The 23,877-nt window shown below is 61.7% G+C and carries 23 protein-coding genes and 4 pseudogenes; 24 read left to right on the top strand and 3 right to left on the bottom strand.

The window, feature by feature from the left end:
- The first annotated feature begins 119 nt into the window (after positions 1-119).
- From I6F33_RS30480 to I6F33_RS30530, 11 genes and pseudogenes are all read left to right on the top strand, one after another.
- Positions 120-821: an ABC transporter permease gene (locus I6F33_RS30480; protein WP_225145017.1), complete on the top strand. Its 702-nt coding sequence runs from the start codon at positions 120-122 to the stop codon at positions 819-821.
- Positions 822-971: 150 nt separating this feature from the next.
- On the top strand, positions 972-1,844 hold the full coding sequence (locus I6F33_RS30485) for a CoA ester lyase (protein WP_225145018.1): 873 nt from the start codon (positions 972-974) through the stop codon (positions 1,842-1,844).
- Between the two features lie 441 nt (positions 1,845-2,285).
- On the top strand, positions 2,286-2,747 hold the full coding sequence (locus tag I6F33_RS30490; protein ID WP_141343522.1) for a transposase: 462 nt from the start codon (positions 2,286-2,288) through the stop codon (positions 2,745-2,747).
- Positions 2,744-3,097, top strand: a complete 354-nt coding sequence (gene tnpB, locus I6F33_RS30495) for an IS66 family insertion sequence element accessory protein TnpB (RefSeq protein ID WP_069279868.1) — start codon at positions 2,744-2,746, stop codon at positions 3,095-3,097. The genes I6F33_RS30490 and tnpB overlap by 4 nt, the downstream gene beginning before the upstream one ends.
- A 50-nt stretch (positions 3,098-3,147) precedes the next feature.
- Positions 3,148-4,711: pseudogene (locus I6F33_RS30500) on the top strand (IS66 family transposase).
- Positions 4,708-4,950 (top strand): hypothetical protein, encoded by a 243-nt coding sequence (locus I6F33_RS30505; protein WP_225145019.1) that lies wholly within the window; start codon positions 4,708-4,710, stop codon positions 4,948-4,950. Before I6F33_RS30500 ends, I6F33_RS30505 begins: the two are co-directional and overlap by 4 nt.
- Positions 4,947-5,324, top strand: a complete 378-nt coding sequence (locus I6F33_RS30510) for a UPF0149 family protein (RefSeq protein WP_225145020.1) — start codon at positions 4,947-4,949, stop codon at positions 5,322-5,324. The genes I6F33_RS30505 and I6F33_RS30510 overlap by 4 nt, the downstream gene beginning before the upstream one ends.
- A gap of 889 nt (positions 5,325-6,213) precedes the next feature.
- Positions 6,214-7,482, top strand: coding sequence for a KamA family radical SAM protein (locus I6F33_RS30515; RefSeq protein ID WP_225145021.1), 1,269 nt, complete (start codon positions 6,214-6,216; stop codon positions 7,480-7,482).
- A 95-nt stretch (positions 7,483-7,577) separates the two neighbouring features.
- The gene (locus tag I6F33_RS30520) at positions 7,578-8,528 is read left to right on the top strand and encodes a class I SAM-dependent methyltransferase (RefSeq protein ID WP_225145022.1); all 951 of its coding nucleotides are present in this window, start codon (positions 7,578-7,580) and stop codon (positions 8,526-8,528) included.
- A 256-nt stretch (positions 8,529-8,784) separates the two neighbouring features.
- Positions 8,785-9,558, top strand: a complete 774-nt coding sequence (locus I6F33_RS30525; RefSeq protein WP_225145023.1) for an enoyl-CoA hydratase/isomerase family protein — start codon at positions 8,785-8,787, stop codon at positions 9,556-9,558.
- Positions 9,559-9,579: 21 nt separating this feature from the next.
- Positions 9,580-9,672: pseudogene (locus I6F33_RS30530) on the top strand (amino acid ABC transporter permease); the annotation flags it as partial.
- A 347-nt stretch (positions 9,673-10,019) separates the two neighbouring features.
- Here the strand turns inward: I6F33_RS30530 and I6F33_RS30535 are convergent.
- Positions 10,020-10,103: pseudogene (locus tag I6F33_RS30535) on the bottom strand (IclR family transcriptional regulator); the annotation flags it as partial.
- 13 nt (positions 10,104-10,116) lie between these two features.
- Here I6F33_RS30535 and I6F33_RS30540 point away from each other — a divergent pair.
- From I6F33_RS30540 to I6F33_RS30595, 12 genes and pseudogenes are all read left to right on the top strand, one after another.
- Positions 10,117-10,269 (top strand): annotated as a pseudogene (locus tag I6F33_RS30540) (phosphonate C-P lyase system protein PhnL); the annotation flags it as partial.
- 509 nt (positions 10,270-10,778) lie between these two features.
- On the top strand, positions 10,779-11,777 hold the full coding sequence (gene trbB, locus I6F33_RS30545) for a P-type conjugative transfer ATPase TrbB (RefSeq protein WP_225145024.1): 999 nt from the start codon (positions 10,779-10,781) through the stop codon (positions 11,775-11,777).
- Positions 11,774-12,115, top strand: coding sequence for a TrbC/VirB2 family protein (locus tag I6F33_RS30550; RefSeq protein WP_109141606.1), 342 nt, complete (start codon positions 11,774-11,776; stop codon positions 12,113-12,115). The genes trbB and I6F33_RS30550 overlap by 4 nt, the downstream gene beginning before the upstream one ends.
- The gene (locus tag I6F33_RS30555) at positions 12,115-12,390 is read left to right on the top strand and encodes a VirB3 family type IV secretion system protein (RefSeq protein ID WP_225130570.1); all 276 of its coding nucleotides are present in this window, start codon (positions 12,115-12,117) and stop codon (positions 12,388-12,390) included. Before I6F33_RS30550 ends, I6F33_RS30555 begins: the two co-directional genes overlap by 1 nt.
- A 7-nt stretch (positions 12,391-12,397) precedes the next feature.
- A complete protein-coding gene (gene trbE, locus I6F33_RS30560; RefSeq protein ID WP_225145025.1) occupies positions 12,398-14,836 on the top strand; it encodes a conjugal transfer protein TrbE in 2,439 nt (812 codons plus the stop codon).
- Positions 14,833-15,591, top strand: a complete 759-nt coding sequence (gene trbJ / locus I6F33_RS30565) for a P-type conjugative transfer protein TrbJ (RefSeq protein WP_225145026.1) — start codon at positions 14,833-14,835, stop codon at positions 15,589-15,591. The genes trbE and trbJ overlap by 4 nt, the downstream gene beginning before the upstream one ends.
- A gap of 10 nt (positions 15,592-15,601) precedes the next feature.
- On the top strand, positions 15,602-15,922 hold the full coding sequence (gene trbK-alt, locus I6F33_RS30570) for a putative entry exclusion protein TrbK-alt (protein WP_225145027.1): 321 nt from the start codon (positions 15,602-15,604) through the stop codon (positions 15,920-15,922).
- On the top strand, positions 15,919-17,271 hold the full coding sequence (gene trbL, locus I6F33_RS30575) for a P-type conjugative transfer protein TrbL (protein ID WP_225145028.1): 1,353 nt from the start codon (positions 15,919-15,921) through the stop codon (positions 17,269-17,271). Before trbK-alt ends, trbL begins: the two co-directional genes overlap by 4 nt.
- Positions 17,272-17,274: 3 nt before the next feature.
- Complete coding sequence (gene trbF / locus I6F33_RS30580) at positions 17,275-17,964, top strand: conjugal transfer protein TrbF (RefSeq protein ID WP_225145029.1); 690 nt, start codon at positions 17,275-17,277, stop codon at positions 17,962-17,964.
- Complete coding sequence (gene trbG / locus I6F33_RS30585; protein ID WP_225145052.1) at positions 17,961-19,040, top strand: P-type conjugative transfer protein TrbG; 1,080 nt, start codon at positions 17,961-17,963, stop codon at positions 19,038-19,040. The genes trbF and trbG overlap by 4 nt, the downstream gene beginning before the upstream one ends.
- On the top strand, positions 19,031-20,233 hold the full coding sequence (locus tag I6F33_RS30590) for a TrbI/VirB10 family protein (protein WP_225145030.1): 1,203 nt from the start codon (positions 19,031-19,033) through the stop codon (positions 20,231-20,233). The genes trbG and I6F33_RS30590 overlap by 10 nt, the downstream gene beginning before the upstream one ends.
- The gene (locus I6F33_RS30595) at positions 20,230-20,487 is read left to right on the top strand and encodes a DUF2274 domain-containing protein (protein WP_225129157.1); all 258 of its coding nucleotides are present in this window, start codon (positions 20,230-20,232) and stop codon (positions 20,485-20,487) included. The genes I6F33_RS30590 and I6F33_RS30595 overlap by 4 nt, the downstream gene beginning before the upstream one ends.
- Here I6F33_RS30595 and I6F33_RS30600 read toward each other — a convergent pair.
- A complete protein-coding gene (locus tag I6F33_RS30600) occupies positions 20,451-21,368 on the bottom strand; it encodes a LysR family transcriptional regulator (RefSeq protein ID WP_225145031.1) in 918 nt (305 codons plus the stop codon). The two genes, I6F33_RS30595 and I6F33_RS30600, sit on opposite strands and share 37 nt — an antisense overlap.
- A gap of 470 nt (positions 21,369-21,838) precedes the next feature.
- Positions 21,839-22,543: a GntR family transcriptional regulator gene (locus I6F33_RS30605; protein WP_128930987.1), complete on the bottom strand. Its 705-nt coding sequence runs from the start codon at positions 22,541-22,543 to the stop codon at positions 21,839-21,841.
- Between the two features lie 131 nt (positions 22,544-22,674).
- Here I6F33_RS30605 and I6F33_RS30610 point away from each other — a divergent pair, with 131 nt between their 5' ends.
- A complete protein-coding gene (locus I6F33_RS30610) occupies positions 22,675-23,841 on the top strand; it encodes a mandelate racemase/muconate lactonizing enzyme family protein (RefSeq protein WP_050992058.1) in 1,167 nt (388 codons plus the stop codon).
- Positions 23,842-23,877: the final 36 nt, after the last annotated feature.

Genomic DNA, 23,877 nt, shown 5'->3' on the forward strand with positions numbered 1-23,877 from the left:
AGACCATTTCCGGCATGTCTCAATATCGCCCCCAAAGCACTGGAATGCGGATCCTCCTTGCGCTCGCTGGAGTTGGCACAATTCTGTTCCTTCTCCTTCCGGTATTCGCTGTGATTCCAATGTCGTTCAACGACTCGACTCGTTTTGAGATCGTTCCTTCCCATCCATCGCTGACTCAGTACCGTCTGTTCTTTTCCGACGCGAGATGGATGGAATCGTTCTGGCTCTCGGTAAAGGTTGCCTCGATAGTCATGATCAACGCGACCGTGCTCGGGACGTTGGCGGCGATGGGGATTAGGCGTTTGCCCGCACGCCTGCGCGGGATTGCTGAGGCCGTGTTCATGTCGCCTCAGATTGTTCCTTCGGTGGTGATCGCGGCGTCTGCGTATTTCATATTTGTTGAACTCGGGATGGTTGGCACCGTTACAGGCATAGCGGTGATGCACACTGTAGTCGCCTTGCCGTTTGTCGTTGTCATGATGGGAAGCCGCTTACAAACGCTGAGCCCCGACCTGGCGCAGGCATCCGCCAATTTGGGAGCGCAGCCTTGGCAGACGTTCTGGCGTGTAACGCTGCCGCAAATCAGTACCGCTCTGGTTGGTAGCGCGTTACTGGCCTTCCATGTGTCTTTTGATGAAGTGATCTTGTCGTTCTTCCTAAGTGGTGCGCGCAACAAGACGCTGCCGGTGCGGCTCTGGGACGGCATCTTGTTCGAAGTCACACCCATACTCCCGGCAATCTCGACTGTGGTGTTGATCGTCCCAGTGATGGGCGTATTGATATTGTTTCTGTTTCGGCGTTGGCGGGCGATTAGCGGCTGAGACATTGACAATCACGCCGCGCAGCAGAACTCGCGCCGTGGGAGCGGGAATGGGCTTGTCGCCGCGGTACTCGGAAAGAAGAAGTTATCGCTAGATCCTGTTCGGGGTTCACCGCGATGACGTCTAAGGATGATGCGTAAGAGCCGTCTAATGCGTTCGATGCTGTTTGTGCCGGGGGATTCTCCGCGAAAATTCGAGAAGGCGAGCGAAGGCAAGGCCGACGCGCTGATCATCGATCTCGAGGATTCCGTCGTCACCGAGAAGAAAAAAGAGGCGCGCAAGCTGACGTTGGCGATGGTCACGGGTAGGCGCGGCCTGCACCAACTCTATGTCCGGGTCAACGCGCTCGACACCGGGATGACACTTGCCGATCTCGCCGCTGTCATGCCAGGCAAGCCCGACGGCATCGTGCTACCGAAGTCGCAGGGCGGCGACGACGTCCGGCGGATTGCCTCTTGGCTCGAAGCGCTGGAGGCTGCGGCCGGCATCACGGTCGGCGCAACCCGCATCGTCTGCGTGGCTACCGAGACCGCCGGCTCGATCTTCGGTCTCGGCAGCTACAACGGCTGCTCTCCGCGCCTCACCGGCCTGATGTGGGGTGCGGAGGATCTGTCAGCTTCGCTCGGCGCTACCGAAAGGGCCAGCGGCGGCGTGTTCCACAGCCCCTATCGTCTGGCGCGCGATCTCTGCCTGATGGCGGCGGCCGCGGCCGAGGTTGCCGCGATCGATACCGTCTTTACTGACATCGATAATCTTGCAGGGCTCGAGCAGGAGACGCGCGCGGCGCGGCGGGACGGCTTTTCGGCCAAGGCGCTGATCCACCCCAAGCATGTCGACGTCGTCAATGCGGCGTTCGAGCCGACGGAGGCTGAACGTACCTGGGCGCAGAAGGTGATCGCGGCGTTCGCAAGCAATCCGAACTCCGGCACGCTGCGTCTCGACGGCATGATGATCGACAAGCCGCATCTTCGCGCCGCGAAGAAGATGCTCGGTCAGCCCTATCAGGACGCCGCGCCGCTATGATCGTTCGCCAAGCCACAAACGTGCTGGAGATCGAGAAATTCTTCGCGCAAAGTAGGAAACCGGCACGCTTGCCGAGATCACCGATTATTTGGGCTGGCCAGCTTCGGCCTGGCACTCCATGAGGGCGAGACGCGGCTGATCGAGTGTGGCCGGTTCGCGGCCCTCTTGCGTGAGCGGCGCGGCGAACGGCGACCCGAAACCTTTGCCGTTCTCGGCGTCATCCATTACTGCGGGCTGACCTGGGACGGCCCGTTCATCGTGAATCACAAGACGGAAGGGGAACGCCTGACGCGCAAGCTGAGGGCGTTGTGCTTGAGCTTGGCGGCTTATGCACTCGCCACTAGCCACACAGCACGGTAACCGGCATGAGGGCCTCACCTCGCAGTGACGAAGCTTGTCTGCGATACAGGCTGGCAAGAGCTGATCGGTGGAGGTGGCGCGATGGCAAATGCCATGCTTGATGCCAGGCAGGAAGGTGACTCTTATCGCCGCGTTGAGGTGATCACTGGGGAGCGCCGGCGGCGACGGTGGACGAGCGAGGAGAAGGCCCGGATCGCGGCAGAGAGCTTTGAGGAGGGGGCGAACATCTCCGAGGTGGCGCGGCGCAATGGCGTTTCTCGCGGACTGCTCACGGTGTGGCGCCGCCAGGTAGCGGCGGCGCTGGCCGGCAAAGCCCAGAACTTCGTGCCTATCCAAATTGGCGCCGAGAGCGATGGCGGGAGGGTTGGCAAGTCCGAGTGTATTTCGCCGGTACAGACGAAGCCCGTGGAGATTGCCACGCCGCCGGCCAAGGTCTGTGGAGTGGTCGAGATCGAGGTGAACGGGGCGCGCATCCGGGTCGAGCCGGGGGTGGAACTGGCGACGCTTTCGGTGGTGCTATCGGCGCTTCGAGGGATCCGGTGATTGCTCTACGGTCAGACCTCAAGGTGGTGCTGGCGGCCCAGCCGGTCGACTTTCGTAAGTCGGTGCATACGCTGTCGGCGCTGGTGAGCGAAGCACTGCGCGCGAACCCATATTGCGGCGACGTCTTCGTGTTCCGCAGCAAGCGCATGGACAGAGTGAAGCTTCTGGCGTGGGACGGCAGCGGCATGGTGTTGGTAACGAAGTGGTTGCACCAGGGGCGTTTCACCTGGCCGCCGATCCGCGACGGCGTTGTGCATCTCAGTGCGACGCAGCTTGCGATGCTACTCGACGGGCTCGAGTGGACGCGTGTGTCGCCCAAGCCTGTGAAGCAGCCGGCCATTGTCGGCTGAGAAGTGAGGATTTCACTGGAGCATGGGTCGCACGGATGTATCGTCTGGTCATGGCGATTCGCCCCGACACTCTCCCGACCGATCCGGCAGCTCTGACCGAGATGGTGCTCGCGCTTGACGCTGAGAACGAGACGCTGCGCGTAGCAATGCAAACGTTCAAGGACATGATCTTCGGGAAGCGCTCGGAGCGGCTTGCCGCGCTCGTGGCCGAGCAGCTCGCGCTTGAGCTTGGCGATCTTGAGACCGACGTCACGCCGCCTGCAGCTGCCAACGACGATGCAGCTGCGGCAAAGCCGCCCGGCAAGCCACTGCGGAAGAAGGCGCGCCGCAACATCGGCGCGCTTCCAAAGCACCTGCCGCGCTGTGAGCATGTGCTGGAGCCGGAGGCGACCGCATGCCCGTGTTGCAAGGGCCAGCTTCACAAGATCGGCGAGGACGTCAGCGAGGTGCTGGACATCATCCCGGCGATCCTGCGGGTGCTGCGGACGGTCCGTCCCAAGTACGGCTGCCGCCGCTGCACCGATGGTGTGATCCAGGCGAAGGTGCTGCCGCGCCTGATCGAGAGCGGCATGGCTTCGACCGCACTCGTGAGCCACGTGGTAGTCTCGAAGTTCGCCTGGTATCTGCCGCTGTACCGACAGGTGCAAATTCTGGCCGGCCAGGGTGTCCATCTCGACCGGGCGACGCTTGCCGGCTGGGTGAAGCGTGCGGCCTGGTGGCTCAGGAGCCTCTATGCGCTTCAGCTGCGCACGATCCAGACCGCGCCGCGCCTGTTCTGCGACGAGACGCCGATGCCGGTGCTCGATCCCGGACGACATCGCCCGCGCATCTGCCAGTTCTGGGCGCATGCCATGGATGACCGGCCATGGGGCGGTCCCTCGCCGCCGGCGGTGGCCTACGTGTTCGCCGACGGCCGCGGCACGGCGGAGATCGCCAGACAGTTGATGGGCTTTTCCGGCATTCTGCAGGTCGACGGTTATGCCGCCTACAAAGCGCTCGCCCGCGATCATGGCGGCGCGATCCAACTCGCCTTTTGTGTCGCCCACGCCCGCCGCAAATTCGTCGAGGTGTATAAGAAGACCCAGTCGGCGTTCGCGCGCGAAGTGATCGAGCGCCTGCAGGCGGTCTATGCCATCGAAGCAGAGATCCGTGGCAGCAGCTGCCGAGCAGCGGCTGGCCACCCGCGGCACCAGGTCCGCTCCATTGATGGAGGCGCTCAGGACGCGCCTGACCGCAATGGTCGGCCAGCTCTTCTCCCAATCGAAGCTGGCGGAGGCCATCAACTACGCACTCAATCACTGGGACGGGTTGACGCTGTTTCTCCGCGACGGCCGTGTCGAAGTTGACAGCAACACAGTCGAGCGTTCCATGCGCCCGATTGCGATGGGAAGACGCAACTCATTGTTCAGCGGCAGCGAAGGCGGCGCCGAGAGCTGGGCGATCCTGGCGTCGCTCGTGAACACGGCAAAACTCCATGAGCTCGACCCGCAGGCCTACCTGACCGATGTGCTGGAGCGCATCGTGTCTGGGCGAACCAAGAGCCATCAGCTGCACGAGCTGCTCGCCTGGAACTGGAAGGCGGCGCGCCGGCACACACCGCAGGCGGCGGCATGAGCCCACGTCGCCATAAGGCAGCATCGTCGATGGCGTCAGCCGCGATGTCGCTTGCGGAGCTCGAGCGATGGCTCCAGGATCGCGTCGATCGCCATCCTGCCGCCACCAGCATTCCCATGCTCGACGGCTATACCGCCGCGATCGTGGCCGGACCGGTGTCGATGAGCCCGCTCGATTGGATCTGCCCGCTGCTCGCGATCGATGCCGACGCTTTCAACCATGGCGGCACGCCGGAGTGATCTCCGCCGTCGCGCTGCCCCACAACGACATCAGCAACACCCTCTCGACTGCCCCCGATCGGTTCGAGCCGATGCACCGGCGCGACCCCAGCGGCAACATCGATGCGCATCCCTGGTGCCAGGGTTTCTATGCTGCGATGCGGCTCAGACTGTCGGCGTGGGCGCCGTTGCTCGACGTCAACAACGTCAATCACGGCCTGCTGCTCCCCATCCTGCTGCATTGTCGCGACGATCAGGCCCGTCCGCTGCTCGGACCGCCACGAAGCGGTCGCAAAACCGAGGATTTCCTCCGTAACGCCTACCTCGATATCCCAGCCGTCGTCGAGGCGCTGCGCCAGCACTGGATGCCCATTCGCTACGCCCGCGACCGCTAATCATCGCGGACGTGGGAGCTCATACCGGTTACACAGCACGAATGGTTCGTCGCCGCTCGCCGTTGCCACTACGGCTACTATGGCCGCACAACTCTCCTTCGCTCAGCGGCTTCTACCGGGGAGTGCGTCGGACCTGGTTGCGTGGTGTGAGACGGCGCAGCCAGAAAAGCTGGCGCATGGCCGGCCGGAGTTCGACGCCTTGAGGACCGCGTTCGCCTGCCAACTCCACGCATTAATCGCACATGTGCGCAGGTGTGGATATGACGCGGGCTCCGCGGGAAGATCCGGAGTGCGGGAAAGCGGCCCGCCCGGATCTGTGAGGGCGAAGCCAACTGGCCGATCTCTACTCGTCTGTGATCTTATGCCAGCGCAAGAAACGTGCATTCTCCCTCTGGTCCTTCGCGCGCATCACACGTTCACGACGGAATTGGTCAAGCGACGCTAGAGCCGTCACATAAAATTTGGTGAGCTTTGCGCGAGACGTGTTTGGCGCGATCCGTTCAAGCCGTTTATGTTCCATACCCGACATAAAGGTGCAAGTCTTCGCTGGCGCAGCGAAACACGCCCCTGGTTCCTAGGGCAAGGCTCGCGCGATGTCTTTGGCACGCCGATTGCTGAGACAGCAGTAGAAGCGGAGTGTTCGTTCATGGACTGGCAATTGGCTGATGCAGGACTCGTGAACTTTCGTACAACGTTGAGGCAACGACCGGTACTTCAAGGCAAGCCCTTCCGACCTAATCGGACGGGTGGAGCATAAGGCTGAGTTTTCTGGGCTCGAGCCGTTGAGCAGCGGATCTTGAGGCCTCTTCACCTTACGACCGAGCTTAGCTGGTAGCAGGGCCTAGCTGTTGCTCGTGCGCGAGGCTGCTTCGGTCAGATGGCGGGTTCTATGAACGAAAAAGAGGGCGCTATGTCGAATACTATCAAATGCAAGGTCGGAAGGGGCACGCGTTTAGATGACAAGCGGACAACCGCGAGTACGCCGTCGCAATTTCACGGTATCGACCCTATCTCGATCCCAACCCTTGGCAGACGAGAACAATCAGCAGCCGCTCATCTGCCTGCACCACCCACCTACTCGGATCCGCGCCCCCACGCTGCGGTGATGAATTTCATCGAGGAAACGCGAGTCGTTAGCGAAAGCGAACTGCAAGCCAACAGCATAACGCGTTATCAGGTGACAAAGTTCTACCGTGAGCAGATCACCAACAGTGGCTACTATGACCAGCTGAAGTACATCGTGGAGCCCTCACTCAAGGAGTTCGACAGTCCTGGCCATCTGGATACCAGCGGTGAGCATGAAAACACGATTGTGCCCGGATTCCAGCATAAGTATGCCCAAACCGGGTTGTTGCTGGTAACGGATCGTTGCGCTTCATATTGCCGATATTGCCTTCGCAAACGCATCGTCGGCAAGGACTCCGATGAAATAGCGACTGATTTCGACCAAATTGCGCAATATATTGCCAGCCATCCCGAGATGACGAACGTGCTGCTATCGGGAGGCGATGCATTCATGCTCGGCACGGCCAAGCTGGACAAAATACTTGATCATCTGCTGCCAATTCCACATCTGACTTCGATTCGATTTGGCACGAAAGCATTAGCCTATCAACCCAAGCGATTCGAGGATCCTGCTCTACCGAGATTGTTCCAACGGATCCATGAAGCGGGTAAGGCCGCAGTGATTGTCACGCACTTCGATCACATCGGCGAAATATCTGTCGATGCGGAGCGGAACATTCGCTCCTTGCGTGCACAGGGTGTGCAGTTACTGAACCAAACGGTGCTTCTCGCAAAAGTCAATGATGATCCTGAGATCTTGGCTGCCACCTTCGCTAAGTGCCACCAAATGGGTGTTCGCCCCTATTATCTCTTTCAGGCCAGGCCGGTGAGGGGCGCGTCGCATTTTCAGGTTTCGCTACGCCGCGGAATCGAGATTGCACGCAAGATCAACCAACGTCTCAGCGGCATCCAAAAAACATTCAAATACGCCATGTCGCACTACACGGGAAAGATCGAGATCCTCGATCTTGGAGCCGATGGCCGATTGTATATGCGTTATCATCAAAGCAAGGCTCCAGAAAAGATCGGAACGATCTTTTCTCGGCTGCACCGTGAAGGCGCCTGTTGGTTAGACGAGTTGCCCGAAGGATGAGATTGAAGGGCGCGCCGGAATGCTGCGTGCTTAGCCAGTACTGTGGCGCTTCTATCGCTCTAGTCACCGGCGGTTGATCACCATGGAGAACTACGATGTTTTCAAATAGCCTAGATTTTCGCCTCGCCGAGTTGAAAAAGTTAAACCCAATCGCCTTTAAGGCCATCGAGCCCACAATAGTTGGAGAATCATCCGCCTTTACCAACCTGGCCAATCTCTCGCGCAATGAGTTTACGTCGGAAGGGCGTGGGTTGGACTACCTTGATAGCATCCAACTGTCGCTGCTGGCACGATCGGAGGGTGTGATGGATCTTCTGGATAAGATGCACCCCGATGGTCGCGACGGACTTTGTTCATCATTGATCATCTGCGATCTTCTCGCTGGCGACGGATACGTGAACAAGGTAGCCCAACAACTCTTGGGTACGGCGCGCTGCCCGACGTTCATCAATTCTGATATATCTCAGTTCATGGTCGACCGTTGCATCCGCGACGGCCTATTTGCGACGTGGCAAAGCGCGACCGATCCGTTCTGGATTAGAGACGCATCGGTGGATGGTGTGCTGATGGCTTACGGCACACATCACATCCCGCGTGCTCAGCGCGCCACCGCGGTCCAGGCGGCCGCGCGAATTCTCCGGCCCGGTGGTATCCTTGTTCTTCATGACTTCGAGGAGGGCTCCCCCACTGCCCGCTGGTTCGCTGACGTGGTGTCTCGTTATTCGGTGACACCGCATGACTATCCTCATTTTACCGCGGGCGAGGTGCTCGATTTGTTCGCCGTAGCGCAGTTCGATGAGGTAACGGTGCAGCGCATCACGGACCCGTTCGTCTTCCACGGAAGGGACGAGCAGAGCGTTCTCCAGTCGCTAGCCGAATACGTTGTAAAGATGTACGGGCTAGAGAAGCTTCGACCCCATACGCAGCGCGTACTCGCGCTTCTTGATGAGTGTTTCGGGCTCGTCGTGACACGAAACCCTCGCGGTGAGTTCGAAGCGCGCGTCTCGCGCAATGCCTTGGTTGGGAGGGGGCGACGTGTGGTCTGATCAGGGGCCTGCTTCTGCTTACCCTCCCATATCGCGTTGTCTGCATGTGAGCGCGAATTTGCGGCAACAGATGTCACGAATTTCAATACGATAGAGCAGTGAAGCGCGGTCTCTCGCATTCATCGAAAAATCGTCCGAGACGTTGAAAGTGGTGATCCGGATGCGCCCGCCAGGCGGATGAGTCGAGATGTACTAGCGTACGCGAGTGGAGTCTCAATCTGCGTCCCGAAAGATCTGCCTCTCCAGGAAATGAATCATGAGCATTGATTTTGAGCTGCGTAATAGCATTGCGATCATCACCATTAATCGCCCGACGCGCATGAATGCTCTCGATCGCTCGCACTATAGCGAACTATCATCGGCTTGGACGCAAGTTCGAGACGATCGCAATATTCGGGCCGCCATCATCACGGGAGCGGGTTGCAAGGCATTTTGCGCTGGTGCCGATCTGAAGGATGAAATCCCGAACCCCCCAGGCCCCGCCGAGATGTGGCGAACGCAGCGCGAACCACTACTCAACCGCGGGCTTGAAATCTGGAAGCCAGTTGTCGCGGCAGTTAATGGGTGGTGTCTTGGTGGTGGAATGACGTTGCTGCTTGCAACGGATATTCGTGTCGCTGCTGAACACGCGCAGTTTGGTGTACCCGAAGTGAAGCGAGGTATCATCGCGGGTAATGGAGGAACTCAACGCTTGCTTGCACAACTTCCTTATCCGATAGCGATGCAGATGTTACTCGCCGGGGATTCGATTGGTGCCGCGGTCGCCGAAAGATGGGGTTTGGTGAATTTAGTCGTGCCTGCGGATCAGGTGTTTCAAAAAGCCTGGGAGCAAGCCGAACGCTTGGCCCGTAACCCACCCTTGGCAGTGCAAGCATCTAAAGAGTTGTCACTCAGGGGGCGGGATGTCGATTTGGCAACCGGACTCAGGTTAGAACAAATGTTCAACCGTTTCCTCATGACGACAGCTGACGCAGCGGAAGGAGCACGCGCGTTTGTTGAAAAGAGAGAAGCGACGTTCATAGGCTCATAATCGAAGCCGAACCAACTTACTCTCGGCTTGCGGCGGCTGGGCATTGTGATGGATGCAGTCCCATCGGGCATACCGGCACTTTCACCCTGTGTTGATGCATACATGGCAGAAATTTTGGGTCCGGCCTTGCGAAATCGGCCGCGGTCAATGGGAGGTGTCCCGATGGGAACATGTTCATTGGCATGCTGGGGACAGCTTGCTCGTCTCGGTCCTCGGCGTGTGGGAGTTGTGTTCCTTGTTTGTACAATTTGCCAGCCTACCCTCCAGCACAAGAATTTTCCAGAATGGGCAGCTTGCCGGCAGACTCACAACCTACGGAAACTCATTGCCCTTTTCTACCTCATTCCAAACCGAATTCCCTTGACGTCAGCCTTCGGAGGACAACGGTCACGTCATGAGGAGGCGCCTAGAGTCTTTGTCCTCAAGTTTCGTCGAGCGTTGATCAAGCTCCGCTAAGCTGAGCTGACTCGCGCCACGGGCTCCAATACGCCAAGGCAGGCTATCAGCTCTCGCCCCGGAGAAACGATGGGAACGGCGCAGTCCACCCGCTCTCTCGGGTATCCGATTCTACTGCTGGACGAGCCTACGGAATCCCTTGACGCTGCGAACAGCGCGACTGTGGTGGACCTAATCAGTGAAGCGAAGGACGGGGGAGCTGCTATCGTCGGGATTTTCCACGACGAGGAAGTCCGGGAAACCGTTTCAGATTGACTATTCGAGGTAGGCAGAATGAGCTCTATGCCTAGGCCTAGCTAGGCCTAGCGCTCCATCGGGAGCAGTCACCTAATGTTACTCGCGACAACGCTTCGGCCGCGCCTGCGGTGTTTCGGGATCTACGGGGGACGCTCGCCGCGTCGCAGCATCGAAGGTCGCACGAGATTGGCATCACCGGCCCTCAGGGTCTGGAGCGAGCGGTCGTCGAGACCACGGCGCAGCCCAAGGCCGTTGCGGATCCCTACCTATCGATAGGGCTAGACCTTTCGCGGTCTCGACCACCGAAATTCGGTCAGATGCTTGGTGTCCGTCGTCGGCTGCGATTCCAACAAGGGTGTTAGTGCGACCTGCCACCGGGTCTAGCCCTCTCTAAAGCAAGTATTTTTTCGCCGCTCCACGCCTGCTCCCTACGACAGCTGAATACTTGTTGAACTAACCCATTTCCTGCCTTTTCTATCCATCCCCGTTGCTGATCGCTTGCCGCGGTTGGCTTTCGGGGGACGGTCGTGGCGGGCACACCAATCAATTCGGCAGCGTTCTCGCGTGGCGCACGCATGCTGCGCACCGCGCTTGGCCCTGCGATCGCGACATTCCTCGAAGACCCGGCGATCGTCGAGGTAATGCTCAACCCCGATGGACGGCTTTGGATCGACCGGCTGTCCGGCGGGCTGGAGGATAGCGGCCGGACGATGTCCGCCGCCGACGGCGAGCGGATCGTGCGCTTGGTCGCGCACCATGTCGGCGCTGAGGTGCATGCCGAGAGGCCGCGCGTGTCGGCCGAGCTTCCCGAGACGGGGGAGAGGTTCGAGGGACTCCTGCCGCCCGTCGTTGCGGCGCCGGCCTTTGCGATCCGCAAGCCCGCCGTCGCTGTCTTCACGTTGGACGACTATGCGGCTGCCGGCATCATGACGGCGGGACAAGCGGGCGTGCTCCGCGAAGCCGTCGCCGCCCGCAAGAACATCCTGGTCGCTGGCGGCACCTCGACCGGCAAGACAACGCTGACGAACGCGCTGCTGGCCGAGATCGCCGGGACCACCGATCGCGTGGTCCTGATCGAGGATACGCGTGAGCTGCAATGCCGCGCCCCAAATCTGGTTGCGCTGCGCACGAAGGACGGTGTCGCGTCGCTGTCCGATCTCGTTCGCTCCTCCTTGCGTCTGCGCCCCGACCGCATTCCGGTCGGCGAGGTCCGAGGCAGCGAGGCCCTGGAGCTCCTCAAAGCCTGGGGCACGGGTCACCCCGGTGGAGTCGGAACGATACACGCCGGCACGGCGCTGGGCGCGCTTCGCCGCCTCGAGCAGCTCATCCAGGAAGCCGTCCTTACCGTTCCCAAGGCGCTGATCGCCGAGACGATCGATCTCGTCGCGGTGCTGCGCGGCCGTGGCAGCGAACGCCGCCTCGCCGAACTCGCCCTCGTCGCCGGTCTTGATCCCGCCACTGGCGATTACCGCGTCCAATCGGCCGGAGCGGGCGGCCAATCCTCGCTTCCCAAGGACCCATCATGATTCAGTTCCCTCCCGCGATCCGTGACGTTCGCCGCCGCTTCACCGAGCTCGCGGCAATTGCCTTCATCTCCATCGCTTTTGCCCCCGCGGCTTACGCCTCCGGCTCCTCGATGCCGTGGGAGACGCCGCTCAATCAGATACTGGAGTCGGTGCAAGGTCCGGTCGCCAAGATCATGTCGGTCATCATCATCACCGTGACCGGCCTGACGCTCGCCTTCGGCGATACCTCCGGCGGCTTCCGCCGGCTGATCCAGATCGTCTTCGGCCTATCGATCGCCTTCGCCGCGTCGAGCTTTTTCCTGACCTTTTTCAGCTTCTCCGGCGGAGCCTTGGTGTAATGGCCGCGATCGTCGATCCGGAGGTGCCAGGCTTCTTCGCGCCGGTCCATCGCGCGCTCACCGACCCGATCCTGATGGGCGGTGCGCCCCGGACGGTTGCGATCGCCAACGGCACGTTGGCGGCCGCAATCGCGCTCGGCCTCCACCTCTGGATTCCCGGAGCGCTGATTTGGGCTGCGGGTCATGCCGCAGCCGTCTGGGCGGCCAAGCGCGACCCGCAGTTCGTGGACGTCGTTCGACGCCACCTCCGCTATCCATCCTATCTCGGCGCGTGAGGCCTCCATGCTGAATCTTGCCGAATATCGCAACCGGCCTCACAGTCTCGCCGACTTCTTGCCCTGGGCAGCTCTGGTCGAGAAAGGCGTCGTCCTCAACAAGGACGGCGCGTTCCAACGCACGGCCCGCTTCCGCGGTCCGGATCTCGACAGCGCGACGCCTGCCGAACTCGTCGGCGTGACGGCCCGACTCAACAACGCGCTGCGTCGTCTCGGCTCGGGCTGGGCGATCTTCGTCGAGGCCCAGCGCATCAGTGCCCAGACTTATCCGCACAACACCTTTCCCGACGCCGCATCAGCGTTGGTTGACCTGGAGCGGCGGGACGCTTTCGAGGAGGCTGGAGCCCATTTCGAGAGCCGATATTTCCTGACCTTCGTCTGGCTCCCGCCGGCTGAGGACGCCTCGCGCATCGAGGGCTGGCTCTATGAGGGCCGCGCGCAGGGCGGCGTCGATCCTCATGAGCTGCTGCGCGGCTTCGTCGATCGGACCAACCGCGTCCTGCAACTGGTCGAAGGGTTCATGCCCGAAGTGGCATGGCTGGATGACAGCGAGACGCTGACCTACCTGCATTCGACCATCTCCACCCGGCAACAGCGGGTCCGCGTTCCCGAGTCGCCGATGCATCTCGACGCGCTGCTCGCGGACGAGCCGCTCGCCGGCGGTCTCGAGCCGCGCCTCGGCAGCCACCACCTTCGCACGCTCACCGTGGTCGGCTTTCCGACCGCGACTCATCCCGGAATCCTGGACGAGCTCAACCGGCTTGCCTTCCCGTACCGTTGGTCGACGCGCGCGATCCTCCTCGACAAGACCGAGGCGGTGAAGCTGCTGACCAGGATCCGCCGGCAGTGGTTCGCCAAGCGGAAGTCAATCGCTGCCATCGTCAAGGAGGTGATGACGAATGAGGCCTCGACACTGGTCGATAGCGATGCGGCGAACAAGGCCGCCGATGCCGACCTCGCTTTGCAGGAACTCGGCACTGACAACGTCGGCCAGGCCTATATTACCGCGACCGTCACCGTCTGGGACGAGGACCCCGGCCTCGCTGCTGAGAAGCTTCGCCTGGTCGATAAGGTGATCCAGGGCCGCGACTTCACCTGCATGGCGGAAGGGGTGAACGCGCTCGAAGCCTGGCTCGGCTCTCTTCCGGGGCACGCCTACGCCAACGTCCGTCAGCCTCCGCTCTCGACATTGAACCTCGCCCACATGATCCCGCTTTCGGCGGTCTGGGCCGGGCCGGACCGCGATGAGCATTTCCGCAGCTCGCCACTTTTCTTCGGCAAGACGGAGGGCTCGACGCCGTTTCGCTTTTCGCTGCATGTCGGCGACGTCGGGCACACCCTGATCGTCGGTCCCACCGGCGCCGGCAAGTCCGTGCTGCTGGCGCTGATGGCGATCCAGTTCCGCCGCTACCGGAAGAGCCAGATCTTCGCCTTTGATTTCGGCGGCTCGATCCGCACGGCGGCGCTTGCCATGGGCGGCGACTGGCACGACCTCGGCGGCAGTCTGTCGAACAGCGCTGAAGACTCAGTGTCTCTTCAACCGCTCGCGCGTGTCGGCGATGCGGCGGAGCGCGCCTGGGCGGCAGAATGGGTGACCGCGATCCTCGCCAAGGAAGGCGTCACCATCGATCCGACCGTGAAGGAGCACGTCTGGTCGGCGTTGACCTCGCTGGCGTCCTCGCCGGTCGAGGAACGCACGATCACTGGCCTGACGGTTCTGTTGCAATCGACCGCGCTCAAGCAGGCACTGCAACCTTATTGCGTCGGCGGCTCCTCCGGCCGCCTGCTCGACGCGGAGGCAGAGCAGCTCGGACTTGCGTCGGTGCAGGCGTTCGAGACCGAGGGCTTGATCGGCGCTGGTGCTGCGCCCGCCGTCCTCACCTACCTCTTCCATCGCATCGAGGGACGGCTCGACGGCCGGCCGACCCTCCTCATCATCGACGAGGGGTGGCTCGTCCTCGACGATCCGGCCTTCGCGCAACAGCTCAGGGAATGGCTGAAGACGCTCCGGAAGAAGAACGCCTCCGTCGTCTTCGCAACCCAATCGCTTTCCGACATCGACGGCAGCAACATCGCACCCGCAATCGTCGAGAGCTGCCCGACGCGGATCTTCTTGCCGAACGAGCGCGCGATCGAACCTCAGATCACCTCCATCTACCAGCGGTTCGGCCTAAACGATCGCCAGATCGAGATCATCGCGCGCGCGACGCCGAAGCGGGACTATTACTGCCAATCCCGCCGCGGCAACCGGCTCTTTGAGCTCGGCCTTGGGCCGGTCGCGCTCGCCTTCTGCGCTGCGTCCTCCAAGGCCGACCATGCCGCCATTGAACGGCTGCTCGCTGAGCACGGCCGCGACGACTTCACGGCCGCCTGGCTCGCGGATCACGAGCTGCTCTGGGCCGCCGACCTCATCCCTGACCTGACAAATCTGGAGGTGCAATCATGACCGTCCGCAAGACGCGGCGCGCACGCTTGGTCGCCGCGACCACTCTCTCGCTCGCCCTATGGATCTCGCCGCTTTTAACGGTGCCGGCCTCTGCGCAGTGGATCGTCTACGACCCCAGCAACTTCAGCCAGAACGTGCTGACTGCGGCGCGCGAGCTGCAGCAGATCAATAATCAGATCCAGATGCTGACCAATCAGGCCCAGAGCCTGGTGAACCAAGGAAAGAACCTCGCCAATCTGCCGATGTCGACGCTGACTCAGCTTCAGGCGTCGATTGCCCAGACCCAGTCGCTGCTGAGCCAGGCCCAGAACATCGCCTTCAACGTCGAGCGGATCCAGACGACGTATTCCAGCACGTACGGCACGGCGGCGGCAACGGGTTCCAATGCGACAATGTTTGCTGCGGCTCAACGTCGTTGGCAGAACTCGGTCGGCGCTTTCGAGGATTCGTTGAAGGTGCAGGCCGGCGTCGTCGGCAATATCTCGACCAACTCCAGCGCAATGAGCTCGCTGGTGACCGCCAGTCAGTCGGCAAGTGGCGCGCTGCAGGCCGCTCAAGCCGGCAATCAGCTTCTCGCCCTGCAATCCCAGCAGCTTTCCGACCTTGTCGCGGTCCTCGCTGCAAAGGGGAGGGCAGACGCGCTCGAGCAGGCGCGCGTCGCGGCGAGCGAATCGCAAGGCCAGCAACAATACAAGATCTTCTCGACGCGTAGCGGCTATCAGCCCGGCAACGTCACCATGTTCAGCGGCAACTGAGGCTTGGGTCATGGAGCGCTCGGATATCCTTCGCGCAGGCGCGATGATCGTCGTGTTCGTGATTTTCCTCGCAGCGCTGCATGTCATCCATCGGCGTCCGGCCGAGCGCCCGGCATCCGACGTCCCCTCTGTCTCCGCTCCCGATGACCTTTCGGCCGAGCTGCTCCGCTGCGCTGAGCTTGGACCCCAGGATGCCGAAGATCCGCACTGCCAGGCGGTTTGGAAGGAGAACCGCGCGCGCTTCTTCGGCAGGCCGGCGCGGCCACTTCTGCCGCAGGCCGCGCCGGCCACACTGCCGATGACGAGCGCTCCGCAGGGAGGGAGGTCATGAACAACGTCGGCGTTATCGACACCTTCCTCAATACGTTCACGACCTACATTGATTCGGGTTTCGGCCTGATCAAGGGCGAAGTCACGTATCTGTCGTCGACATTGATCGTCATCGACATCACGCTCGCCGGCCTGTTCTGGGCCGGGGGCGCAGATGAGGACATCCTCCAACGGCTGGTGAAGAAGACCCTCTACATCGGCTTCTTCGCCTTCATCATCACCAACTTCACCAAGCTCTCATCCATCATCTTCAATAGCTTCGCAGGCCTCGGCCTGAAGGCCGGCGGCTCGTCGATCTCGACCGCGGATTTCCTTCGTCCCGGCAGGCTCGCACAGGTTGGGCTCGACGCTGGGCAGCCCCTGCTGGACGCAGCAAGCCAGATGATGGGCTTCACCAGCTTCTTTGCGAACTTCGTCCAGATTGCCGTGCTGATGGTGTCCTGGCTCTTGGTGCTGATCGCCTTTTTCATTCTGGCTGTGCAGCTGTTCGTCACGCTGATCGAGTTTAAGCTGACGACGCTTGCCGGCTTCATCCTCATTCCCTTTGCGCTCTTCAACAAGACCGCCTTTCTCGCGGAGAAGGTGCTGGGTAACGTCGTTGCCTCCGGCGTGAAGGTCATGGTGCTCGCCGTGATCGTCGGCATCGGCACTGGGCTCTTCTCTCAATTCACCACAGCCTATGCCGGCGGCCAGCCGACCATCGAGCAGGCGCTCTCAGTCGTGCTGGCAGCGCTCGCCATGCTCGGCCTCGGCATCTTCGGTCCCGGCATCGCCAGCGGTCTTGTCTCGGGGGCGCCGCAGCTTGGCGCGGGCGCTGCCGTCGGCACCGGTCTCGCCGTCGCCGGTACGGCGATGGTCGGCGGCGCGGCGTTCGGTTTGGCCGGAAGGGGAGCGATGGCAGCGAGCTCCGGTGCTGCGGCCGCCGCACGTGGTGGTGCGGCGATGGCCGGCGGCATGTCCACGGCCTACAGCATCGCATCGGTCGGCAGGTCTGGCGCCGGCGGCGTCGCGGCCGGTCTCAGTGGCGCAGGTCGTGCGGCGGCTAGTCACGGGACAGTTCCCGTCAGACGCGCCGCTTCGCAAGCGGCGGGGGCAATGAGGGAGAGCTTCGCCTCCGGTGCCCGTGCCGGCGTCGTCAACACGGGTGGCACCTCGACCATGGGAACCATCGGGAGTGGCGAGGCCGCAAATGATGGGGCCGCGTCTCAAGCAGCGAGCCCGCCCGCCTGGGCCCGGCGCGTCAAGCGCAATCAGGCCGTCATTCACGGCGCGCAGACGGCCGCGCAAGCCCTCAAATCAGGCGACAGCCACGGTGGCGGTCACTCCGTCGACCTCTCGGGAGGAGAATAATTGATGTCAGTCTTTCGGCGATCGTCGGTGCGCTACGGCCGTACACCCGAACCCGAAACGCCCTATCAGCGCGCTGCGCAAGTTTGGGACGAACGCATCGGCTCCGCCCGCGTGCAGGCCAGGAACTGGCGGCTGATGGCTTTCGGTTCGTTGATCCTCGCTTCCGGCCTCGCCGGGGGGCTCGTCTGGCAATCCACGCATGGCACCGTCGTGCCCTGGGTGGTGCAGGTCGACAAGCTCGGCGAGGCGCAAGCCGTGGCGCCCGCCGTCGCCGACTACAGGCCGAACGACCCGCAGATTGCCTGGTATCTCGCCCATTTCATCCAGATCGTCCGCTCGCTTCCGGCCGACCCGATCATCGTGCGGCACAACTGGCTGCAGGCTTATGATTTCACGACGACGGCGGGCGCGGCGGCGTTGAACGACTACGCCCGCGCCAATGACCCCTTCGCCAATCTCGGCAAGCAGCAGGTCGCGATCGACGTCTCCAGCGTCATCCGCGCCTCGCCCGACAGTTTTCGCGTGGCCTGGGTCGAGCACCGCTATCAAGACGGGGCGCTCGCTGGCACCACACGTTGGACCGCGATCCTCACCATCGCGATTCAGCCGCCTACCGACGCCGATCGGCTTCGCAAGAATCCACTCGGGATCTACGTCAACGCCATCAACTGGTCAAAGGAGCTGGGACAATGACCCCGCCGATTTTCTCAAGAGCCGGCGGTCCGGCTTTACGTTTCTCCATCGTTCACCAAGGCCGGAAAGGCAGCGATACATGCTTCAGTAAACCCGCACTTGCGGCTTTACTCATATCCGCCTCGACGCTCGGTGGCTGCGCGCACAATTTCATCCCGCCCGACATCAACTACGATAGCGCGGAGCCGGCGACGCTCACCGCTGATCCGCCGCGGCCCGTCCAGATCGTGGAGTTGCCAAAACCGCTGCCGCTGCCAGGGCAGTTGAAACCGCTCGCCGCCGGCAAGCGCACCCCCGAAGCCGCCGATCCGAAGGTTCGCGTCAAACAGGCCAACGCCGCGGCACGGGTGCAGCCGGTTCGCAACGGATTCATCAACGCGGTACAGGTCTATCCTTTCTCGGGCGGAGCCCTCTACCAGGTCTATACCGCGCCAGGTCAGATCACCGATGTCGCCCTCCAGGAAGGCGAGCAACTCGTCGGTTCCGGTCCGGTCGCCGCCGGTGACACTGTGCGCTGGATCATCGGTGATACCGAGAGCGGCGCGGGCGCGACCAGGAAGATCCACATCCTGGTCAAGCCGACGCGGCCGGAATTGGTCACCAACCTCGTCATCAACACCGACCGGCGGACCTATCTCCTCGAGCTGCGCTCGACGGAGAAGACCTACATGGCTTCGGTCTCCTGGCAGTATCCCGAGGATCAACTCATTGCGCTTCGGCGGCAGAATGCGGCCGCTGAAACCGCAGCCCCCATCGCGGCTGGCGTCGATCTCGCCGCGATCAACTTCCGCTACGCGATCGAGGGCGATGATCCGGCCTGGCGTCCGCTGCGCGCCTTTGACGACGGGAATAAGGTCTACATCGAGTTCCCCAGCGGGATCGTCCAGGGCGAAATGCCGCCGCTGTTCGTCATCGGTCCGGCCGGCGGGTCCGAACTGGTGAACTACCGCGTCAACCGCAACTACTACATCGTGGACCGCCTGTTCGCTGCCGCCGAATTGCGTCTTGGCGACAAGGACAGCGAGCGGCGCGTGCGCATCGTCCGCACCGACGGAAGGCCGCGCTCATGGCGATAGGCAGCGAAGACGAACATCAGAGCGACATCCCGCCCGTCGCGCCGCCGCACCTTCGGCTCCGAGGCGTGCGGCCGCGTGTCACACGGCTCTCGCGCAAGGTGCTTGTCGGCCTCGGCGCGGTGTCGGCCCTCGCCGTCGCGGGCGCGCTCGGCTACGCGCTCAAGACCGGCAACAAGCCGCAGACCGGCCAAGAGCTGCTCAGCACCCAGAACAGGCCTTCGGTCGAGAGCCTCGCTGCCTTGCCGAAGGACTACACCGGTCTGCCGCGTCAAGCGCCGCCGCTCGGGCCGCCGCTGCCCGGCGATCTCGGCAAGCCGATCCTCAACGCCGGCACCGCTCCGAACACCATGGCAGCAACGTCTGATCCGGAGACGCAGCGCAGGGGCCAGGAAATCGAGGCGGCACGGGTCAGTCGTCTCTTCGCCCAGACTGCTCAGCAACCGCAGAGCGCCGGCCAACTCATCCCGACCGCCGCCACCGGCGCCGTGACGACCCCGGCCGCGACACCGCCCGTCGATGCCGGCTCCGCCCAGAACATGCAAGACCGCAAGACGGCCTTCCTCAATGCGGCGACGGACAAGCGCACGGTCAGTCCGGATCGGCTCGAGGCCAAAGTCTCTCCTTATGTCGTGCAGGCCGGCACTGTGATCCCGGCTGCGCTCATCACGGGCATTCGGTCCGATCTGCCTGGCCAAGTCACGGCTCAAATCACGGAGGCGGTCTGGGATAGCCCGTCCGGAAAATATCTTCTCATCCCTCAGGGCGCGAAACTGATAGGTCAGTACGATAGTTCCGTCGCGTTCGGCCAGTCCCGCATACTCCTGGTCTGGACTCGCATCATCATGCCGGACGGCAACTCGATCGTGCTGGAGCGCCAGCCCGGCGCCGACACCGCTGGTTATGCCGGTCTCGAGGACGAGGTCGACAACCACTGGGGCATGCTGTTCAAGGCCGCCGTTCTCTCGACCATGCTCAGCGTCGGAGCCGAGGCGGGCACGAGCCAGAATGAGAACAACCTCGTTCAAGCAATCCGTAGCGGCGCGTCCAACAGCATCAGTCAGACCGGACAACAGATCGTGCAACGTCAGCTCAACATCCAGCCGACGCTGACTATTAGGCCGGGTTTCCCGGTCCGGGTCATCGTTACGCGGGATTTAGTGTTGGCTCCATACGGAAAGGGAGGGGCGCCATGACGAAGCTCAAGCTTGGACCGCTTGAAGACGACAAGCCGGTAAAGCTCACGATCGAGTTGCCGGCGGCGGTTTTCAGGGATCTCAAAAGCTACGCCGAGATTTTAACACGTAGCGGAGGCACTACGACGCCGAACGAACCTGCCAAATTGATCGCGCCGATGATCGAACGTTTCATGGCAACCGACCGCGCTTTTGCGAAGGCCCGGCGAAATTCTGCTCAGCCCGCACCAACAGCAGCGGAAAGATCCGGGTAGCGCTCGCGAAGGAGGTCCAGAAACGGACGTACTAATGGATTGCCGTTGGACTGCCGCCAATAGACGCGGAAGCTCAGCCGCGTCGGCCCCTCCGCATCATGCACCTCCCGGAAGATGACACCGGGATAAGTCGCGCCAGTCGCACTTTCCAGGGCGAGGAGAATACCGAAGTCCATGCCCACCATGGAGAGAAGCCGGTCGAGCCCCACGTCATGGCGAAGCAGCTTGCAAGGATCGGAAGATCCTAATTTGCTGATGAGAAGCTTGAGGAGTTCCGGTCCGGGGCCACGCTGTGACATCAAAAGCGGTTCGCGCCGCAGTTCGCCCCATTGAACTACGTCATGACTTGCCAGACGATGTTTCGCAGGGAGGGCAGCAACAACACGTTCGCTCCAGAGCACCAATGACTTGCCGCTCCAAGTCGGGTTGGGATCCGCCACGACAGCGACATCGATGGCTGAGCTGGCGAGGTCCGAAATCAGATGCTCGCTCGCTCCGTCGACAAACTGTCTATCGACATCGGGAAAGCGGTGCCTGTGCTCGAGGAGAGTGGCTCGGAGATTGCCGGCTGACAGGGAGGTATGGATCCCGATGGTCAACCGACCGCTCTCGCGACGCGAGCGGGTCTTGAGGCGAGCGGCCATTGCTTCAGATTCGCCTACGATGCGCCGGGCATCCTCGAGAAATTCTCGACCTTCCATCGTTGGTCGCGTGCCTCCGTTGGTGCGCTCGAATAGTTTGCTGCCCAACGTGTGTTCGAGACTTCGTAGGCAGCGACTGAGCGTCGACTGCTTGATTCTAAGCGTCTCTGCCGCTTGACGGATGCTTCGATGCTGGGACGCAGCGATCGCCCAGCGTAGATCTCGAAATTCCACAGCCACGCTCGAAGCCCTATGGTGAGTTGTGGGACCAAGTGTTTTCTTGCCCCTCCATTGTGTTGCGTCAGCTCCTACGACTTCGGCCGGAATACGTATTTCAACACCGAGGTTATTTCAAACGTTAGGATGTGTGATGGAAAAGACAACTACAGGCTACTCACCGTCTGATGAATTCGGTTCTCTCTCTCTCTTCCGTTTTTGCGTCGTTGGGTCAGAGGACAATCAACCAGCACAGTGAGCAGGTGGCTGAAGGACGCGATCCGCGGCTTTCATTCGTACCCTCGGCAGATCTTGGGCCGATCAGCAAGGGCCCGTTTATCGCCCGGTCGATCGTTCCGGCAACGTTCGGCATGGGGACTGGGTGATAAGCGATACTAACCGGAGGGCCTCGATCCTGCGGCGAATGTCGCCAAATGATCCGGCCCAGCCGGCTGCGCGAATTTTGCGGTCGCTGACTGCAATGCCTTCCCTCCCTAGAGCTTGCGCGAAGCCACTTTGTTGGTCTGTTTGGCTTCCGTCTCCTGAAGGTGCCGAACCAGAAGCTCGCCTGAGGTCTTGTTGTGCTCGCGTGCGTAACGTTCGGAGGCGGCCGCATCGCCCCTGAGCAGCGCGTTGACCATTTTCTCGTGGTTCGCGATGACCATGTCGGGCCGTTCAAGGATTGCGTTTGAAGAGGCCATGTACATGCAAACCTGATGTTCGACTAAGCCGTAATGATCGGCGAGGCGGTTGTGTCCCGAAAGGACAACGATCGTCTTGTGAAGCGCGAGATCACTATCGTTAATCCGCTTCTGGTTGCGGCTTTTTGCGGCGGCCTTCATGTCGTCGTAAGCCGCCTCGATCGGTTGCCTCCGATTCGGGTTGGCGGCAGCGAGCTGTGCGGCCAGGCCCTCGAGGCTGGATCGAAGTGTGTAGAGCTCCCATGCATCCTTGGATGTCAAGCTCGCGACTTCCCAGCCCGAGTAAGGCTTCTGCTTCACCAGGCCCTCGCTCATCAGCCGCTGCAACGCCGCCCTTATCGTACCCCGCGACACGTTGAGCTCCGTGGACAGTTCGGTTTCTGTCAGGCGCTTTCCCGGCGCGAGGCCGCCACTGGTGATCGTCTGGCGGATAACGTCGGCAGCCGCACGGTCCAAACTCCGCTTCTCGACTAATCCCGAGATGATCTTAGCAGCCATTCTTCCTCCAACCGCGTTTGCGGAATGTTCGTTCTGAGTCACGGCGGATATTGGCGAACATTCGCCATTGACACCAGAGAATTCGTGTTGTTTGTTAATTGTCGACAATCAGCAGTTGAGCGGGGCCGTGCTTGCGCATTTCCGAAACCAAGGGCGTTAGCTTCGCCGGTCTGCAGCGCCTTTCGTCGTCAGCCGCCTCTCACAAGATCGTAAAGGCGGATGCGATCCTGGTATCGATTCCGTTCGAATCCGGCGGAGTGCCGCCTTGGAGCTTCGGCGGAGCGCCGAAACTGCAGTTCGACACGCTGTTGGTGAGACTGGAAACCGAACAGGGCATCGTGGGGTGGGGCGAAGCCTTCTCGCGGTGCGAGGACAAGTCGCTCAAGGCGATGATCGAGACGCGCGTGTTACCGCTCGTGATCGGCCGGAGCGCCCTGGAAATCGGCAAGATCAAGTATGATGTGGAATTCCGGCTCCAGAATTTTGGCCGCGTGGGCCCTATCATCTATGGCGTCTCGGCGGTCGACATCGCCCTGTGGGACATCCTCGGCAAGATCTCCGGACTGCCGCTCACCGCATTGCTAGGCGGTGCATTCGCCAGCGAAGTCGAGGTCTATGCCAGTCTGATGCGCTACGGCAATTGCGCCGATGTCGTCAGGGCCACCCGGCAGGCAATTGAGCGCGGATATCGTTACATCAAGTTGCACGAGATCACCGAGGACGAAATCCACGCCGCCGTCGAAGCCGCAGGGGCGCAGGCCGCCGTCATGCTGGATACCAATTGCCCATGGCCGGTGGCGGAGGCGCTCAAATACGATCGGCTTCTCGAGCCTCTCAATCTGTACTGGCTGGAGGAGCCGGTCTGGCCACCAGAGAACTATGCTGGGCTGGCCCGCATTCGTTCAACCGGGCGGCACCACATCGCCGCCGGCGAAAATGCCGGCAGCCTGCATGATTTTGTTGCGATGATCGCCGCAGGGGCCATCGACATTGCGCAGCCTGATGTCGCGAAAGCTGGCGGTATTTCCGAGCTCGTGAAGATCGCATCGCTTTGTCAGGCTGAATCAATCGAATTCGTGCCGCATTGTGCAATCTTCGGCCCCGGCCAGGTCGCGACCATACACCTCAATGCGGCGCAGCGATCAGTCCCGATGCTCGAGCGGCTCTATTGCGACTTCGAGGCCGAGATCTACGGCGGTGCTACGCTTCCGGTCAATGGAAAGGTTGCCGTGCCGACGGGGCCGGGGCTTGGCCTCGACCCTGATCCAGGCGTGATCAACCGCTACCGCGTTGCCTGAAGGACGGAGGCGTTGTGACATGGGCCATAGTTACAT

This window comes from Bradyrhizobium sp. BRP20 (assembly GCF_020194215.1).
GTDB classification, from domain to species: Bacteria; Pseudomonadota; Alphaproteobacteria; order Rhizobiales; family Xanthobacteraceae; genus Bradyrhizobium; species Bradyrhizobium yuanmingense.

Excerpts from the sequence above, each read along its gene's own strand:
- trbE (WP_225145025.1), top strand. The coding sequence starts at position 12,398 with ATGCTGAATCTTGCCGAATATCGCAACCGGCCTCACAGTCTCGCCGAC.
- trbG (WP_225145052.1), top strand. The coding sequence starts at position 17,961 with ATGACCCCGCCGATTTTCTCAAGAGCCGGCGGTCCGGCTTTACGTTTC.
- I6F33_RS30605 (WP_128930987.1), bottom strand. The coding sequence starts at position 22,543 with ATGGCTGCTAAGATCATCTCGGGATTAGTCGAGAAGCGGAGTTTGGAC.
- I6F33_RS30590 (WP_225145030.1), top strand. The coding sequence starts at position 19,031 with ATGGCGATAGGCAGCGAAGACGAACATCAGAGCGACATCCCGCCCGTC.
- I6F33_RS30550 (WP_109141606.1), top strand. The coding sequence starts at position 11,774 with ATGATTCAGTTCCCTCCCGCGATCCGTGACGTTCGCCGCCGCTTCACC.
- I6F33_RS30520 (WP_225145022.1), top strand. The coding sequence starts at position 7,578 with ATGTTTTCAAATAGCCTAGATTTTCGCCTCGCCGAGTTGAAAAAGTTA.
- I6F33_RS30595 (WP_225129157.1), top strand. The coding sequence starts at position 20,230 with ATGACGAAGCTCAAGCTTGGACCGCTTGAAGACGACAAGCCGGTAAAG.
- I6F33_RS30490 (WP_141343522.1), top strand. The coding sequence starts at position 2,286 with ATGGCAAATGCCATGCTTGATGCCAGGCAGGAAGGTGACTCTTATCGC.
- trbL (WP_225145028.1), top strand. The coding sequence starts at position 15,919 with ATGAACAACGTCGGCGTTATCGACACCTTCCTCAATACGTTCACGACC.
- trbF (WP_225145029.1), top strand. The coding sequence starts at position 17,275 with ATGTCAGTCTTTCGGCGATCGTCGGTGCGCTACGGCCGTACACCCGAA.
- I6F33_RS30515 (WP_225145021.1), top strand. The coding sequence starts at position 6,214 with ATGAACGAAAAAGAGGGCGCTATGTCGAATACTATCAAATGCAAGGTC.
- I6F33_RS30525 (WP_225145023.1), top strand. The coding sequence starts at position 8,785 with ATGAGCATTGATTTTGAGCTGCGTAATAGCATTGCGATCATCACCATT.
- trbJ (WP_225145026.1), top strand. The coding sequence starts at position 14,833 with ATGACCGTCCGCAAGACGCGGCGCGCACGCTTGGTCGCCGCGACCACT.
- I6F33_RS30480 (WP_225145017.1), top strand. The coding sequence starts at position 120 with ATGTCGTTCAACGACTCGACTCGTTTTGAGATCGTTCCTTCCCATCCA.
- I6F33_RS30485 (WP_225145018.1), top strand. The coding sequence starts at position 972 with ATGCGTTCGATGCTGTTTGTGCCGGGGGATTCTCCGCGAAAATTCGAG.
- I6F33_RS30555 (WP_225130570.1), top strand. The coding sequence starts at position 12,115 with ATGGCCGCGATCGTCGATCCGGAGGTGCCAGGCTTCTTCGCGCCGGTC.
- trbK-alt (WP_225145027.1), top strand. The coding sequence starts at position 15,602 with ATGGAGCGCTCGGATATCCTTCGCGCAGGCGCGATGATCGTCGTGTTC.
- I6F33_RS30505 (WP_225145019.1), top strand. The coding sequence starts at position 4,708 with ATGAGCCCACGTCGCCATAAGGCAGCATCGTCGATGGCGTCAGCCGCG.